Source organism: Mesorhizobium sp. MC2-1-1 (assembly GCF_057597255.1).
Map to the genome: position 1 here is coordinate 2,673,596 of NZ_CP195205.1, position 15,183 is coordinate 2,688,778.

Consider the following 15,183-nt stretch of genomic DNA (forward strand, 5'->3'; position numbering starts at 1 on the left):
AGCGGGGCGGTTTACCGCCCCTCTTCTGTCTTTACATCGCTTTCTCGATCTGGCCGCGGATCTCGCCGTTCTTGTTCTTGGCGGTGTGGACATTGACGTAGTATTTTCCGGCTTCCAGATCGGCTGCTTGGGCGTCGGTGAGCGTAGCCGAGCCCTTGATCGGGCTCTTCAGGTTCTTGAACGGAATGACCGGATCCGCGTTCGCGCCCATATCGGCGGGACCGTGGATGTGGGCAGCCACGGCCGGGCCGCTCAGACCGGAATATTTGACGTTCCAGGTGAGTTTCTTGCTTGTGCTGTCGAAGGTGAATGTGGCGGTCCCCTTCCCCTTTGTGGTGACGGGCGGGCTCTGCTGGCTACCGTCGAGCGTCGCCTTGAATTTCATCGTCTCGGCCATGGCCGGCGATGCGATGAGAAAGGCTGCCGAGACGGCCAAAGCCGAAAGCATCGGCATTGATAGGATGCGCATGAAGAACCTCCGTTGGTTGCAGCACCCTTCGCTGCTCCCCTGCGCGCGGGTGCATCGATCAAACGCTTGGCCGCCTCGAAGTATCCCTGCACACGTTAATTTTACCGCGAATACAAAAAAGGGGCGGTTTCCCGCCCCTTTGAAATCGGCTGTCGAGCCCCGACCTTACTTGATCGCCTTGTCGGTGATCGCGGTCGTATAGGCGCCGCTTGCCTCCTTGCTGATGATCTTCTGGTCGAGCAGAGCTTTGGCGGTGCGCTCGTAAGCGGCCGGTATCAGCTTGCCGTCGGCATTGTCGATCAGCTTGGCGACTTCCTTCATCATGAATTTCTGGTGGTTTTCGTCCTGGCCTCCGGCGTCGACGACGATCCCGGCCGCTTCGTCGGTGTTCTCCGTAGCGTATTTCCAACCCTTCATCGAGGCGCGTACGAAGCGCACCATCTTGTCCTCGAAAGCCGGATCCTTGAGCTTGTCCTCAAGCGTGTAGAGCCCGTCTTCCAGAAGGTCGTTGCCCATGGCCGAATAGTTGAACACGACCAGATCCTCCGGCTTGTAGCCGGCGTCCAGCACCTGACCGTATTCGTTGTAGGTCATCACCGAGATGCAGTCGGCCTGCTTCTGGATAAGCGGCTGCACGTCGAAGCTCTGCTTGAGGACGGTGACACCGTCCGGACCGCCATCGGTCTTGAGGCCGATCTTGTTCATCCAGGCGTAGAACGGATATTCGTTGCCGAAGAACCAGACGCCAAGCGTATGCCCCTTGAAGTCGGCTTCCGTCTTGATCGGTCCGTTCTTGGGGCAGACCAGTTCCATGCCCGCCTTCTTGAACGGCTGGGCGATGTTGACGAGCATAACGCCCTTGTCGCGGGCCGCGAGCGCGCCGCCCATCCAGTCGACGATGACGTCGGCGCCGCCGCCGGCGATCACCTGCTCCGGCGCGATGTCCGGACCGCCCGGCTTGATGTCGACGTCGAGGCCCTCGGCATCGTAGAAGCCCTTGGCCTTTGCGACATAGTAGCCGGCGAACTGGGCCTGCGTGACCCATTTCAACTGCAACGTAACCTTGTCGGCCGCCATCGCCTGGAACGCGGCCAGGGACATCGCACCGGCCAAAGCGGAAACAATAAGTCTTTTCATGTTTTTACCCTCTGAAGTTAGCACCCGAACCCACCGCCCCTATCCACCACGGACAGAGGGATGCCAAAACGTGACGGCTCTCTCGATGAGAGCGACCACGCCATAAAAGACCGAACCCGCAAGGGCTGCAACCGCGATTTCGGCCCAAACCATGTCGATGTTCATGCGCCCGACTTCCGTCGAGATGCGGAATCCCATGCCGACCACCGGCGTGCCGAAGAACTCCGCGACGATGGCGCCGATCAGCGCCAGCGTCGAGTTGATCTTCAGCGCGTTGAAGATGAACGGCATCGCCGCCGGCAGCCTGAGTTTCAGCAAAGTCGGCCAATAGGACGACGCGTAGGTGCGCATCAGGTCGCGCTCCATATGCCCGGAAGCGGTCAGCCCCGCGACCGTGTTCACCAGCATCGGGAAGAAGGTCATGATGATGACGACCGCGGCCTTGGACGGCCAGTCGAAGCCGAACCACATGACCATGATCGGCGCGACACCGATGATCGGCAGCGCCGAAACCATATTGCCTATCGGCAGCAGGCCGCGCCGCAGGAACGGCACGCGGTCGGCGAGGATGGCGACGGCGAAGCCGGCGAGGTTGCCCACGATATAGCCGATCAGTACCGCCTTGAAGATCGTCTGCCGCACATCCGAGCCCAGGATCGGCAACGAGTTGGCGATGCGCGCGCCGATGGCGCTCGGCGGCGGCAGAAGGATGAACGGGATGCCAGCGCCGCGCGTCACCGCCTCCCAGATGATCAGTATCCAGGCGCCGAAGATCGCCGGGATGATAAGGCGCAGCACAGTCTTCGCCCAGCCCAGCGTCGGGCGCAGCGACGAAAGCAGGGCAACACAGCGCCAGGCGAGAAGCCAGGCCGCGGCAAGCAGCAGGAAATACGGCGCCAGCGCCGTGCCTTCGAAACCGGCTATGCCCTTGATCAGGACCCAGGCGGCGGCATGCGCGCCGACGAAGAGCAAGATGGCCTCCACGAGCGGAGTCAGTTTTGCGGTCGAAACCAGCGCCGCGATGAGCACCAGTCCGATGATTAGCGCCTTCGTACCCATATAGGGGTAGGCCAGCGTCGCTGCCGGCTCTGCCAGCGCGGCGGCTTCCGGCTTCGTCATTGCGCCGAGCGCGAATGCGATGAGGCACAGCGCAATCGCCAGCACCGATTGCCAGGAAGGTTTCAACCAGCTCATGCCGGCCTCCCGCCCATCGCGCGATCGACGAGTCGCCCGGCAATGCCAACGACCATAACCAGCAGCGCCGCGACCACGGAACCCGCGACCAGCGCCGACCAGATGTCGATCGTCTGGCTGTAATAAGCGCCGGCCAGAAGCTTGGCGCCGATGCCGGCGACGGCGCCCGTAGGCAACTCGCCCACGATGGCGCCGACCAGGCTCGCCGCCACCGCCACTTTCATCGAGGTGAACAGGAACGGCACCGAGGCCGGCACCCTGAGCTTCCAGAATGTCTGCGAGGCGCTGGCGTTATAGGTGTGCATGAGATCGAGGTGCGTGAGCTCGGGGGAGCGCAGGCCTTTCACCATGCCGACCGTGACGGGGAAGAACGACAGATAGGTGGAGATCAGCGCCTTGGGGATCAGCCCGGTCACGCCGATCGCCGCCAGCACCACGATGATCATCGGCGCCACTGCCAGGATCGGTATCGTCTGCGAGGCGATGATCCATGGCATCAGGCTGCGGTCGAGCGTCGTCACGTGCACGATGCCGACCGCGATGACGATGCCAAGCGCGGTGCCGAAGGCGAAGCCGAGCAGCGTCGAGGAGAGCGTCACCCAAGCGTTGTAGACGAGGCTTCGGTTCGAGGTGACGGACCGCAGGAAGGTGTTTTCGAAGAAATTCACCGCCACCTGGTGCGGCGCCGGCAGCGTCGGCTTCGGCTGCGACAGTGTCTTGCCGATGAACTCTACTGTTCCGGGGGTCGCGTTGGCCCTGGCGTCGAGGTCGCGCTGGAACGGCGCGTTGAGGATGACGGCGAAGACATACCACAGCACCACCGCTCCAGCGAGGATGCTGGTGACGGGAACGATCTTGGAGCGGAAGCTATCCATCTAGCAGGGCGCCTCAATCATCATAGCTGTGCCCAGCCCTCAAGCCGTCGCGCACGCGCGCGGCGATCGCCAGGAACTCCGGCGTTTCGCGGATGTCGAGCGGACGCTTCCTCGGCAGCGTCGATTCGATGATGTCTGTGACGCGGCCGGGCCGCGGCGACATCACCACGATGCGGGTCGACAGGTAGACAGCCTCGGGGATCGAATGGGTAACGAAGCAGATCGTCTTGTTGGTGCGGTCCCAGAGATCGAGAAGCTGTTCGTTCAGATGGTCGCGCACAATCTCGTCAAGCGCGCCGAACGGCTCGTCCATCAAAAGCAGGTCCGCGTCGAAGGCTAACGCGCGCGCGATCGAGGCGCGCTGCTGCATGCCGCCGGAGAGCTGCCAGGGATACTTCTTCTCGAAGCCCGAGAGGTTGACCAGCGCCAGCGTGCGCTTGATGCGCTCCGCCTGCTCGGCCTGGCTCAACCCCATGACCTCGAGAGGCAGCGCAACGTTGCGCTCGATCGTACGCCACGGGAACAGCGCGGCGGCCTGGAAGACATAACCGTAGGAGCGCTTCTCGCGCGCCTGCTCGGGCGTCAGTCCGTTGACGGAGATCGTTCCGGATGTCGCCCTTTCCAGGTCGGCGATGACGCGCAGAAAAGTCGTCTTGCCGCAGCCGGACGGGCCGATGAACGAGACGAATTCGCCCTTGTCGACGGTAAGATCGACATTGGAGAGCGCCTGCACCGGACCATCATTGGTCTGGAAGGTGAGGCCGAGCTTGCTTGCCGCGACGACGGCTGGCGACTGTCCGGTCATTGGCTGGAGCCCGCCTGTCGCAGCCGCTGCCGCGATCCCCGCAAACCGGTTGATTTTATGATAGCGTTGCTTTCCACTCGTCCTGTCCCACCCGATCGACGCCGCCCGGAGCCTTGCCGATGCCGCCTAAACCCACCTGTCATCTCGTTCGCCCCGAAAGCACCTATGAGGGCAAGCAGGGGCTGAGCTATTTCGCCGGCATCGCCGCCGAAACCGTCGGCTCGTCCGGCATCTGCATGCATCTTCTCACCATGCCGCCCGGCGCCCGAGCCAAGGCGCATAAGCATGAAAGCCACGAGACGGCGATCTATGTGCTCTCCGGCGAAGTCCACACCTGGTATGGCGACCGGCTCGAGCATCACGTCATCGTCAAGGCCGGCGACCTTTTCTACATCCCGGCCGGCGTGCCGCATCTGCCGGCCAATCTGAGCGGCGCCCCCTCTTCGGCCGTCATCGCCCGCACCGATCCCAACGAGCAGGAAAGCGTCGTCCTGTTGCCCGAACTGGATGGGCTCGTCGCCTAGGGCATTTTGCAGCCAAGCGGCATCGCTTGGCGTCGCATAAATGCGGCCGGAACCAATACGTCCCACAGGAACCGACGGGGTCGCCGTCATTTGCATCGCGCGACTTCGCCCATCAGATTGCCGTCTTCGTCGGCCACCACCAGCTTCTTCGCGTCCTTCGCGCTGCGCTTGATGGTGAACTTGGCCGGCGCCTGTCCCTCTTCGCCTTCGGCTTCGCATTTTGCCGTCACCACCAGCGAGCCGTCGGCCTGGGCCTGCTTGTCGCTGAAGGTGCAGGCGCTGGCCGCCGTGATCAGTTCCTTGTCGGTCACGAGCAGCATCTTGTCAGCAGCCACCTCCTGCCCGTTCCGGTTGATGCAGCCATATTTGTCGCCATAAGGCTTGCTGAGGTCTATGCCCGCGCCGTGAGCCTGACCGGCGGCCACAATCGCCGCTGCAGCCAAGGCAAGATGAAGAGCCCTCATCGTTAGACCCCGGTTGCCGGAATGCCGGAACGCTCCACCTTGCGCGGCGCGGAAATCTCCTTCCAGGTCGAGAGTGCACGGTTGACGGCGGCGTTCGGCTCGCGGGCGACGAACTCGCCATGGCCGGCCTTGGCCTTGACATCGGCCTCCTCGATCGAGAGTTCGCCGCGCGAGAAGACGAAGCGCGGCAGACCGGTCACCTCGACGCCTTCGAAGACGTTGTAGTCGATCACCGACTGCTGCTTCTTGGCCGAGATGGTCTTCTTGCGCTTCGGGTCCCAGACGATGATATCGGCGTCGGCGCCTTCGACGATCGCGCCCTTCTTCGGATACATGTTGAGGATCTTGGCTATGTTGGTCGAGGTCACCGCGACGAACTCGTTCATCGTCAGGCGGCCGGTGTTGACGCCTGTCGTCCACAGGACCGGCAGGCGATCCTCGAGCCCGCCCGTGCCGTTCGGGATCTTGGTGAAATCGCCGACACCGTTGCGCTTCTGCTTGGTGGTGAAGGAGCAATGGTCGGTCGCCACGACCTGCAGCGATCCGGCCTGCAGGCCGGCCCACAGCGAATCCTGGTGAAGCTTGTTGCGGAAGGGCGGGCTCATCACGCGACGCGCCGCGTGGTCCCAATCCTTGTTGAAATATTCGGTCTCGTCGAGCGTCAGGTGCTGGATCAGCGGCTCGCCGAACACCCGCATGCCCTTCTGGCGGGCGCGCCGGATGGCTTCATGGCTCTGCTCGCAGGAGACATGCACGACATAGAGCGGCACGCCGGCCATGTCGGCGATCATGATGGCGCGGTTTGTGGCCTCTCCCTCCACTTCCGGCGGGCGCGAATAAGCGTGGCCTTCCGGGCCGTTGTTGCCGGCGGCAAGGAGCTTTTGCGAGAGCGCGGCGACCACGTCGCCGTTTTCGGCGTGGACGAGCGGCAGCGCGCCGAGATCGGCGCAGCGCTGGAACGACGCATACATCTCGTCGTCGTCGACCATCAGCGCGCCCTTATAGGCCATGAAGTGCTTGAACGAGGTGATGCCCCTGTCGACGACGGTCGCCATCTCGTCGAACACCTGCTTGCCCCACCAGGTTATCGCCATATGGAAGGAATAATCGCACGACGCCTTCGAGGTCTTGTTGTCCCACATCTGCAGGGCCTCCAGCAGCGACTGTTGCGGTGCCGGCAGGCAGAAATCGACCACCATCGTCGTGCCGCCGGAAAGCGCGGCGCGGGTGCCGGATTCGAAATCGTCGGCCGAATAGGTACCCATGAAAGGCATTTCGAGGTGGGTATGCGGATCGATGCCGCCCGGCATGACATAACAGCCCGTGGCGTCGAACTCATGGTCACCATGCAGGTTCGAGCCGATGGCGACGATTTTGCCGTGCTGCATCAGCACATCGGCCTTCCACGTGCGGTCGGCGGTGACGATGGTGCCGTTCCTGATCACTTTGGTCATCTTTATCTCCCAACTATTCGTCCCGCTCGATCACGATATCGCGATAGACCAAGGCGCCGCCTGGGTTCATGTAAATGCCCCATTCGACGTTTTCGCAGAGAAAGGCAGCCGCCTTTTCGATCGTGGCAAACCGAACTGCTTTCCCGCGATTGTTTTCGCTCTTTGGGAAGCATTGGTACAGACCGTCAACCGGCACGGCCTCTTGCCCTGTGCCCCTATTGACGATCCTCATTCCACGATACCCGCTGTCTCGACCACCGCGTGGAACAGCACGTCGGCGCCGGCCGCCGCCCACTCCTTGGAGATCTCCTCGGCCTCGTTGTGGCTGAGACCGCCCACGCAGGGGCACATGACCATGGTCGCCGGCGCGACCTTGGCCGCCCAGCAGGCATCGTGGCCGGCGCCGGAAACGATGTCCATGTGGCTGTAGCCGAGCTTCTCGGCGGCGGTGCGCACGCGGCCGACCAGCGTCGGATCGAAGGTTATCGGATCGAAATGGCCGACCGCCTCGACCGAACATTTCACGCCGAGCGCCTCGCAGATCTTCGGCGCTTCCTTCTCGATGCGGGCGCGCATTCCGTCGAGCTTCACCCGGTCGGGCGAGCGGATGTCGACGGTGAAGACGACGGTGCCCGGCAAAACGTTGCGCGAATTGGGCGTGAACTTGACCTGTCCGACGCCGCCGACGGCGCCGGGCTGGTTCTCCATGGCGACGGTCTGCACCATCTCCAGGATACGCGCCATGGCCAGCCCGGCATTGACGCGCATGTTCATCGGCGTCGAGCCGGTATGCGCCTCCCGGCCGGTCAGCGTGAATTCCAGCCACCACAGGCCCTGGCAGTGGGTCACCACGCCGATCTGCTTGTTCTGCGCCTCCAGGATCGGCCCCTGCTCGATGTGGTACTCGAAATAGGCATGCATCTTGCGAGCGCCGACCTTCTCGTCGCCGACCCAGCCGATCCGCTTCAGTTCGTCGCCGAAGGTTGCGCCTTCCATATCCTTGCGGGCGTAGGCGTAATCCAGCGTGTGCACGCCGGCGAACACGCCGGAGGCGAGCATGGCCGGCGCGAAGCGCGCGCCCTCCTCGTTGGTCCAGTTCGTGACGACGATCGGATGCTTCGTCTTGATGCCGAGATCGTTGAGCGAACGCGCGACCTCGAGCGCCGAGAGCACGCCGAGCACACCGTCATATTTGCCGCCGGTGGGCTGGGTATCGAGGTGGGAACCGACATAGACCGGCAGCGCGTTCGGATCGGTGCCGGCGCGCGTCATGAACATGGTGCCCATCTGATCGACGCCCATCGAGAGCCCGGCCTCGTCGCACCACGACTTGAACAGCGCGCGGCCCTCCTTGTCGGAATCGGTGAGCGTCTGGCGATTGTTGCCGCCGGCGATCCCGGGGCCGATCTTCGCCATCTCCATCAGGGTGTCCCACAAACGGTCTGAATTGATTCGAAGATTCTCGCCGGGTGCGGCCATTTGCGGTTCCCATTTACATCCGGGGTCTTGTCGCCCCTTGAGTGGTTTGCATCCTGACCGTATGGTCAGCTTTCAGACTACACAACCTGACCAAGCGGTCAACGAGAATCTTGGGGGAGACATGACCGAATCCACCCGTCCAATGCGGCGCCAGGACATAAGGCGGGAGAATGAAAAAGCCATTCTGCTCGCCGCTGAAAAGGTATTCGCCGAGGCGGGTTTTGGCGGCGCCACAATGCAGTTGATCGCCGACCTGGCGGGCCTGCCAAAGGCAAATCTCCACTATTATTTCGCCACCAAGGAAGAGCTCTACCGGTCCGTCGTCCAGAACATCTTCGAGATCTGGCTGCAGGCGGCCAATTGCTTCGACGCGGCGCGCGGGCCGATAGACGGCATCAGCGCCTATATCGACGCCAAGATGGAAATATCGCGTCGCCACCCGGACGGTTCGAAGGTCTGGGCCTCCGAGGTGATGCACGGGGCGCCGGTGCTTCAGGACTATATGGAATCGACGCTGCGCGAATGGACCGACGGCCGCGTCGCGATCATCAAGCGCTGGATCGATGAGGGCAAGATGGACCCGGTGGACCCGCGTCATCTGCTCTACATGCTCTGGGCCACGACCCAGCACTATGCCGATTTCGGCCACCAGATCGAGACGCTCAACGGCGGCAAGCCCCTGTCCAGCCGGCAATGGCAGGAGGCCAAGGAGAATATCAAGCGGGTGATCCTGACCGGTATCGGCGCGCTGCCCGCCTGATTCAGACCGCCCTCAGGATCGGCGCGTCGGCGTCGACCTCGGCCAGCTGTCTCACGGACACCCTCCCCTCGACGGGGAGGGATATCCGCACCGGCCCGTCAGTCGATGGACCTCAGAACGTCGCGAACATGATCGATCAGCTCGTTTATCTGGCCCTTGGTGATGATCAGCGGCGGCGACAGCGCGATGATATCGCCGGTGGTGCGGATCAGGGCGCCGCGCTCGAAGGCCTTGACGAAGGCCGAGAACGCCCGCTTGGTCGGGCTGCCGGCGATCGGCGCCAGCTCGATCGCGCCGATCAGGCCGATGTTGCGGATGTCGATCACGTGCGGCTCGCCCTTGAGCGAATGCAGCGCGTCTTCCCAGTAAGGCGCCAGTTCCTCGCCGCGCGTCAGCAGGCCCTCTTCCTTGTAGGTGTCCAAAGTGCCGAGCGCCGCGGCGCAGGCGATCGGATTGCCCGAGTAGGTGTAGCCGTGGAAGAACTCGATCATGTGCTCCGGGCCGGTCATGAAGGCGTCGTGGATCTCCTTCTTGACGAACACCGCGCCCATCGGGATGACGCCGTTGGATACGCCCTTGGCGGTGGTCATGATATCCGGCGTGACACCGAAATAGTCGGCCGCGAACGGCGCGCCGAGGCGGCCGAAGCCGGTGATCACTTCATCGAAAATCAACAATATGCCGTGCTTCGTGCAGATTTCCCGAAGCTTCTGCAGATAGCCCTTCGGCGGCAGGATGACGCCGGTGGACCCGGCGACCGGTTCGACGATGACGGCCGCGATGGTCGAGGCGTCATGCAGCGCGATCAGCCGCTCGAGATCATTGGCGAGTTCCGCGCCATGCTCCGGCACACCCTTCGAGAAGGCGTTCTTCTCCGGCAGGTGCGTGTGCGGCAGATGGTCGACGCCGCCGAGCAGCGTGCCGAACATCTTGCGATTGGAAACGATGCCGCCGACCGAGATGCCGCCGAAATTGACGCCGTGATAACCGCGCTCACGGCCGATCAGTCGGGTGCGCGAACCCTCGCCCCTGACGCGGTGATAGGCGATCGCCATTTTCAGCGCGGTCTCGACCGATTCCGAACCGGAATTGGTGAAGAAAACATGGTCCATGCCCTTGGGCGCGATATCGACCAGGCGGTTCGCCAGCTCGAACACGATCGGGTGGCCCATCTGGAAGGCGGGCGCGTAGTCGAGTTCAGCAGCCTGATGCTGGATCGCCTCGGTGATCTTCGGCCGGCAGTGGCCGGCGTTCACGCACCAGAGGCCCGCGGTGCCGTCGAGCACCTTGCGCCCGTCGCTTGTCGTGTAATGCATGTCCTTGGCGGACACGAACATGCGCGGCGCCTGCTTGAACTGGCGGTTTGCCGTGAACGGCATCCAGAATGCGCTGAGATCGTTCGGCGTGACTTTCAGCCGGTTGGACATGACCAAGACTTCCCCTTGTAACCTGTTTCGGTGCGGCCAACGCTTGGTCTTCGCTGCGTTTTCGTGCTACGCAAAATTTTGACCGGTTGGACAAACGTTAGCGCCGCCTGTCGGCGGTCAGGGGATTACTAGCGGAAATGCCGCACAAAAAGCGCGCTCCACAGCCTCAGGAAAAACTGGTCCAGAGAATTGGTCCAGGAAGCCAGCGCGGCGGCCGGCAAGGATGACGGACACGATGGAAGGCTCCGCTCCCCGCCGCACCCGCATCCAGCAGGAAAAGCGTGAGCTCATCCTGGAAGCCGCGCTCGAGGTCTTCTCCGCCAACGGCTTTCGCGGCTCGACCATCGACCAGATCGCCGAAGCCGCCGGCATGTCGAAGCCGAACCTCCTCTATTACTTCCGCCGCAAGGAGGACATTCACGAGACGTTAATGCAGCGCCTTCTCGACACCTGGCTGGCGCCGCTCCGGGAGCTTGACGACATCGGCGATCCGCTGACCGAGCTCAGAAGCTACATCCGCAGGAAGCTCGAAATGGCCCGCGACTTTCCACGCGAAAGCCGGCTCTTCGCCAACGAGATCCTGCAGGGCGCGCCGCGCATCAAGCCGATGCTGGAGGGCGAACTGAAGACGCTGGTCGACGAGAAAGCAACCGTCATCAAGGGCTGGATGCGCGCCGGCAAGATTGCCCGCACCGACCCCTGGCACCTGATCTTCTCGATCTGGGCGACGACGCAGCATTACGCCGATTTCGACGTTCAGGTGCGGGCCGTGCTGGGCGCCGACCGAGGCGGGGACGGCCGCTTCGAGGACGCCGCGCGCTTCCTGGAGCAGTTGTTCCTCGATGGGCTGAAGCCGAAGGGCTAGCGCCTCGTGGTTTGGTTGGCGCCGCCCCTGCGGATTGGCCGCAGCCTCTCGCCTTCAAGCACTGCGCCGTTCGGCTCGCTGGCAATTCAGCAATTTTTGCAGCTTCGCTACCGAGTTCTGCTCCGCCAGAGGCGTGTAGACGATCAATCGCATGTCCGAGCCGTCGTCGATCGACAGGCTCATATGCTCGAACGTCATCGCGCCGGCGATCGGGTGGCGCAGATGCTTCAGGCCGTAGAGCCGGTGCACCACATCGCGTTGCGGCCACCACTCGCGGAACTCCGGGCTTGAACGCATCATCAGCGCGATCAACCGCTCGAAATCCGGATCACCGGTATATTTCGCGCTCTCGGCGCGGAACGCGGCGAGCGTTGCACGAGCTACCTGTTCCCAGTCGACCAACAGATGCCGCCGATGCGGATCGGTGAAGACGCCGTGGATGATGTTGCGGGCATCGCCCTCCAAGAGGCCGTAGTCGCCGAAGATGGCGACCGCAGCGTCATTCCAGGCCAGCACGTCCCAGCGCGGGCCGACTACATAGGCGGGCTGCAGGACCAGGCTTTGCAGCATATGCAGCAAAGGTCCATCGACCTTGCCCGCAACGATGCGCCGCCGCTCCGGCTGCTGGCGGCCGGCGAGCGTGAACAAATGCCGCTGCTCGGCGCCGTCGAGCCGCAGCGCCTGGCAGAGCGCCGACAGCACCTCGACCGAGGGCCGCACGTCCCTGCCCTGCTCGAGCCACGTGTACCAGGTCGTGCCGACACCGGCGATCATCGCCACTTCCTCGCGCCTGAGGCCGGGCGTGCGCCGCCGTGCGCCGCAAGCGATGCCGGCGGCATCAGGCGAAAGTCTTTCGCGCCGCGAACGCAGGAAGGCGCCGAGCTCGCGCCGGCGGTGATCTTCGGGGGAATGGGCAACGGTATCCATGTGCGTATTATAGCAGTACCGATACCAGGATAAAGTTTGAACTGTTTAGGCTCGGTGCTGTGTCCCATCTTCTCGTTCGGAGCAGCGCAAGGAGGCTCCGAACATGGAACTCAAGGACAAAACCATTCTCATCACGGGCTCGACTGACGGCGTCGGCCGCTTGGTTGCCGAAAGGCTCGGCGCCGCCGGCGCCCGCGTGCTGGTGCACGGCCGCGACGCAGGCCGCGGCAAGGCGGTCGTGACCGCCATGGAGGCAAAGGGTGGCAAGGCGGAGTTTCTCGCCGCCGACCTCGCTTCGCTCGCCGAAGTGCGCCGCCTTGCTGAAGCGGTGCGCGCAAGGACCGATCGGCTCGATGTCCTGATCAACAATGCCGGCGTGGGTACCGGTGGTCAGGGCGCGAAGCGGCAGGTCAGCGCCGACGGCTATGAGCTGCGCTTCGCCGTCAACTATCTCGCCGGTTTCCTGCTGACCGCGGAACTTCTGCCGCTGCTCAAGGCAAGCGCGCCGGCGCGCATTATCAACGTCGCCTCGGCCGGCCAGCAGGCGATCGAGTTCGACGACGTGATGCTGACGCATGGCTATAACGGCATGCGCGCCTATTGCCAGAGCAAGCTGGCGCAGATCCTGTTCACCATCGACCTGGCCGAGCAGCTCGACGGCACCGGCGTCACCGTCAACGCGCTGCATCCGGCGAGCTATATGGACACGACCATGGTCCGCCAGGCCGGCGTCACGCCATGGAGTTCGGTTGAGACCGGTGCCGACGCCATCATCAACCTCGCCGCATCGCCGGCGCTCGAAGGACGCAGCGGCCGCTATTTCGACAGCCAGCGGGAATCGCGCGCCGACGCACAGGCCTATGACGAGGAGGCCCGCCGCCGGTTGCGGGCACTGAGCCTCGAACTGACCGGACAATCTTCTGCGACATCCAAGGAACGGCACTCATGAGCTACACCATCGAACATTGCGTCATCGTCGGCGGCTCATCCGGTATCGGTCTTGCCACGGCCAAACGGCTGGTCAGCCCCACAATGAAAGTGACGATCACTGGCCGCAACGAGGACAAGCTCAAGAGCGCCTGGGCGACCCTTGGCGGCACCGTCGGCAAGGCATCGTTCGACGCCACGAAGCCGGATGAAGTCGGACGGTTTTTCGCCGAGCTCGGCCCGTTCGATCATCTTGTCCTCGCCGCGAGTGGCGGCAAAGGGCTGGGGCCGTTCGCGACGCTCGATCTCGCCGACATCGGCAGCGGCGTCGACGAGAAGATCCGGCCACAGCTCTCTTGTCTGCAGGCGGCCTTGCCGACTTTGGGCAAAGCCGGTTCGGTCACCTTCATCTCGGCCGTCTCGGCACAGATCGCCGCCCCTGGCGTCGCCGGCATCGGCGCCATCAACGGCATGCTTCTGACCGTCGCGCCGATCCTGGCGGTCGAGTTGAAGCCGCTGCGCGTCAATGTCGTAGCGCCTGGTGTCATCGATACACCATGGTGGGACTTTTTGCCGGACGATCAGCGACAGGCAGTGTTCGCCGAATATGCCGGCAAGACGCCGGTCGGCCGCATCGGCCGCGCCGACGATGTCGCCGACGCGATCGCCTTCCTGGTCTCCAACGGCTTCATGACCGGTCAGGTGCTGACCTGCGACGGCGGCTTGAGGTTCGCGGCTTAACGACCTGAAGATAGAAAAGCGTGGGCCCATCACAGGCCCACGCCATTGCTGAGTGAAGTCAGGCTGCCTTAGCGGCCGGCATCGGATGGATGGCGTGGAACGGAACGCACAACCTGTTCCAGGTGTTGATCATGCCGAGCGCGACCGAGAGCTTGACCAGTTCCTCTTCCGAGAAATGCTCCAGCGTGCTGGCATAGAGTTCGTCAGACACGCCATTGCCGGCGATCAGCGTCACCGCCTCGGTCCATGCGAAAGCGGCGCGTTCGCGTTCGGAAAACTGCGGCGATTCCTTCCAGGCTGCAACGAGGTAGAGGCGGGTTTCGGTCTCTCCGTCGCGCTTCGCCTCGCGGCTGTGCATTTCGACGCAGTACGAGCAGCCATTGATCTGCGAAGCGCGGAGCTTGATCAGGTGCAGCAGGCTCACTTCCAGCCCGCACTCGTCCACGGCCTTGTTGAGCGCCGACACCGCCTTCATGATTTCCGGCGCCTTGGCAAAGAACTGCAGTCTCTGTTTCATCGTCTTTCCTTCCAGGTTTTGGGTGGGTCTATTTCTGCTTGGATGACGCGGATTTCTGCGGCCGCTGGTTACGCTCGACGAAAGCGCAGCTCGCGGCATAGGATCGCGGATCGCCTTCGGCCGCGTATTCTGCCACGATGTCGGACAGCTTCACTTCGGCGAGCGCCGCGCGGTAAGCGCGCTCGGCCTTCAGCATCGCGACATTTATGCCGCAGGGTTTGACATAGGCCGAGGCATCGATCTTGACCGGGCCGCGCTGGCGGATCTCTCCGCAGCGGAACGCGGGCTCCCGTCCCCCGACCGCCAGCACGATATCCAGCAGCGTGATCTGTTCCGCCGCTCGCGCCAGCCGGTAGCCGCCCGTCGGCCCGGGCAGTGATTCCAGGATGCGCGCCGTCGTCAGCTGGTTCAGATGCTTGAGGAGATAGCTCGGCGACAGGCCGAACGCCTCGGCCAGAGCCGAGCCCGGCATCGTGCTGTTGCCATCGACACTTGCCAGCGTCGCCGCGCAATGGATAGCCGCCTCGACTCCGTCGCCGAGCTTCATAGCTTCGATCTCCAATTCATGGATATCATTTATCCTGGATAATCTTTATCTGCAATAGGTAAAACAGAAAA

At 63.3% G+C, this 15,183-nt stretch carries 18 protein-coding genes; 5 read left to right on the top strand and 13 right to left on the bottom strand.

All coding sequences use genetic code 11. The features are described 5' to 3' along the window. Positions 1 to 31 precede the first annotated feature (31 nt). The 5 genes from ACR64R_RS13395 to ACR64R_RS13415 form a co-directional block, all read right to left on the bottom strand. Positions 32 to 469 (bottom strand): CHRD domain-containing protein, encoded by a 438-nt coding sequence (locus ACR64R_RS13395; RefSeq protein WP_487362089.1) that lies wholly within the window; start codon positions 467 to 469, stop codon positions 32 to 34. A 165-nt stretch (positions 470 to 634) separates the two neighbouring features. Beyond that, complete coding sequence (locus tag ACR64R_RS13400; protein ID WP_487362090.1) at positions 635 to 1,606, bottom strand: ABC transporter substrate-binding protein; 972 nt, start codon at positions 1,604 to 1,606, stop codon at positions 635 to 637. Positions 1,607 to 1,645: 39 nt separating this feature from the next. After that, the gene (locus ACR64R_RS13405) at positions 1,646 to 2,800 is read right to left on the bottom strand and encodes an ABC transporter permease (RefSeq protein ID WP_487362091.1); all 1,155 of its coding nucleotides are present in this window, start codon (positions 2,798 to 2,800) and stop codon (positions 1,646 to 1,648) included. After that, entirely contained in the window at positions 2,797 to 3,675 is an 879-nt protein-coding gene (locus ACR64R_RS13410) for an ABC transporter permease (protein WP_487362092.1), read from the bottom strand. Before ACR64R_RS13410 ends, ACR64R_RS13405 begins: the two co-directional genes overlap by 4 nt. 13 nt (positions 3,676 to 3,688) lie before the next feature. After that, positions 3,689 to 4,480: an ABC transporter ATP-binding protein gene (locus ACR64R_RS13415; RefSeq protein WP_487362093.1), complete on the bottom strand. Its 792-nt coding sequence runs from the start codon at positions 4,478 to 4,480 to the stop codon at positions 3,689 to 3,691. A 119-nt stretch (positions 4,481 to 4,599) separates the two neighbouring features. Between ACR64R_RS13415 and ACR64R_RS13420 the strand changes: the two genes are divergently transcribed. Beyond that, positions 4,600 to 5,004, top strand: a complete 405-nt coding sequence (locus tag ACR64R_RS13420) for a cupin domain-containing protein (RefSeq protein ID WP_487362094.1) — start codon at positions 4,600 to 4,602, stop codon at positions 5,002 to 5,004. Positions 5,005 to 5,090: 86 nt separating this feature from the next. On the opposite strand, the gene ACR64R_RS13425 is transcribed toward ACR64R_RS13420, so the two are convergent. From ACR64R_RS13425 to ACR64R_RS13440, 4 genes are read right to left on the bottom strand one after another with little or no spacing between them, the layout of a single operon-like run. Further along, complete coding sequence (locus ACR64R_RS13425; protein WP_487362095.1) at positions 5,091 to 5,447, bottom strand: hypothetical protein; 357 nt, start codon at positions 5,445 to 5,447, stop codon at positions 5,091 to 5,093. 23 nt (positions 5,448 to 5,470) lie between these two features. Beyond that, positions 5,471 to 6,922, bottom strand: a complete 1,452-nt coding sequence (gene hydA, locus ACR64R_RS13430; RefSeq protein ID WP_487362096.1) for a dihydropyrimidinase — start codon at positions 6,920 to 6,922, stop codon at positions 5,471 to 5,473. Between the two features lie 13 nt (positions 6,923 to 6,935). After that, entirely contained in the window at positions 6,936 to 7,154 is a 219-nt protein-coding gene (locus ACR64R_RS13435) for a hypothetical protein (RefSeq protein WP_487362097.1), read from the bottom strand. Beyond that, positions 7,151 to 8,401, bottom strand: coding sequence for a Zn-dependent hydrolase (locus tag ACR64R_RS13440; protein WP_487362098.1), 1,251 nt, complete (start codon positions 8,399 to 8,401; stop codon positions 7,151 to 7,153). The genes ACR64R_RS13435 and ACR64R_RS13440 overlap by 4 nt, the downstream gene beginning before the upstream one ends. Before the next feature lie 121 nt (positions 8,402 to 8,522). On the opposite strand from ACR64R_RS13440, the gene ACR64R_RS13445 reads away from it, so the two are divergent. Further along, on the top strand, positions 8,523 to 9,161 hold the full coding sequence (locus tag ACR64R_RS13445) for a TetR family transcriptional regulator C-terminal domain-containing protein (RefSeq protein ID WP_487362099.1): 639 nt from the start codon (positions 8,523 to 8,525) through the stop codon (positions 9,159 to 9,161). Positions 9,162 to 9,259: 98 nt separating this feature from the next. Here the strand turns inward: ACR64R_RS13445 and aptA are convergent, their stop codons facing one another. Then, a complete protein-coding gene (gene aptA / locus ACR64R_RS13450) occupies positions 9,260 to 10,588 on the bottom strand; it encodes an omega-aminotransferase AptA (protein WP_126060037.1) in 1,329 nt (442 codons plus the stop codon). Between the two features lie 235 nt (positions 10,589 to 10,823). Between aptA and ACR64R_RS13455 the strand changes: the two genes are divergently transcribed. Further along, complete coding sequence (locus tag ACR64R_RS13455) at positions 10,824 to 11,453, top strand: TetR family transcriptional regulator C-terminal domain-containing protein (RefSeq protein ID WP_320252537.1); 630 nt, start codon at positions 10,824 to 10,826, stop codon at positions 11,451 to 11,453. 54 nt (positions 11,454 to 11,507) lie between these two features. Here the strand turns inward: ACR64R_RS13455 and ACR64R_RS13460 are convergent, their stop codons facing one another. Beyond that, the gene (locus tag ACR64R_RS13460; RefSeq protein WP_487362100.1) at positions 11,508 to 12,380 is read right to left on the bottom strand and encodes a helix-turn-helix transcriptional regulator; all 873 of its coding nucleotides are present in this window, start codon (positions 12,378 to 12,380) and stop codon (positions 11,508 to 11,510) included. A gap of 103 nt (positions 12,381 to 12,483) precedes the next feature. On the opposite strand from ACR64R_RS13460, the gene ACR64R_RS13465 reads away from it, so the two are divergent. Together ACR64R_RS13465 and ACR64R_RS13470 are read left to right on the top strand one after the other, a co-directional pair. After that, a complete protein-coding gene (locus tag ACR64R_RS13465; protein WP_487362101.1) occupies positions 12,484 to 13,329 on the top strand; it encodes an SDR family NAD(P)-dependent oxidoreductase in 846 nt (281 codons plus the stop codon). Further along, entirely contained in the window at positions 13,326 to 14,048 is a 723-nt protein-coding gene (locus tag ACR64R_RS13470; protein ID WP_487362102.1) for an SDR family oxidoreductase, read from the top strand. Before ACR64R_RS13465 ends, ACR64R_RS13470 begins: the two co-directional genes overlap by 4 nt. A gap of 58 nt (positions 14,049 to 14,106) precedes the next feature. On the opposite strand, the gene ACR64R_RS13475 is transcribed toward ACR64R_RS13470, so the two are convergent. Both ACR64R_RS13475 and ACR64R_RS13480 read right to left on the bottom strand, forming a co-directional pair. Beyond that, positions 14,107 to 14,565: a carboxymuconolactone decarboxylase family protein gene (locus tag ACR64R_RS13475; RefSeq protein ID WP_487362103.1), complete on the bottom strand. Its 459-nt coding sequence runs from the start codon at positions 14,563 to 14,565 to the stop codon at positions 14,107 to 14,109. 28 nt (positions 14,566 to 14,593) lie between these two features. Beyond that, the gene (locus ACR64R_RS13480; protein ID WP_487362104.1) at positions 14,594 to 15,112 is read right to left on the bottom strand and encodes an RrF2 family transcriptional regulator; all 519 of its coding nucleotides are present in this window, start codon (positions 15,110 to 15,112) and stop codon (positions 14,594 to 14,596) included. Positions 15,113 to 15,183 lie beyond the last annotated feature (71 nt).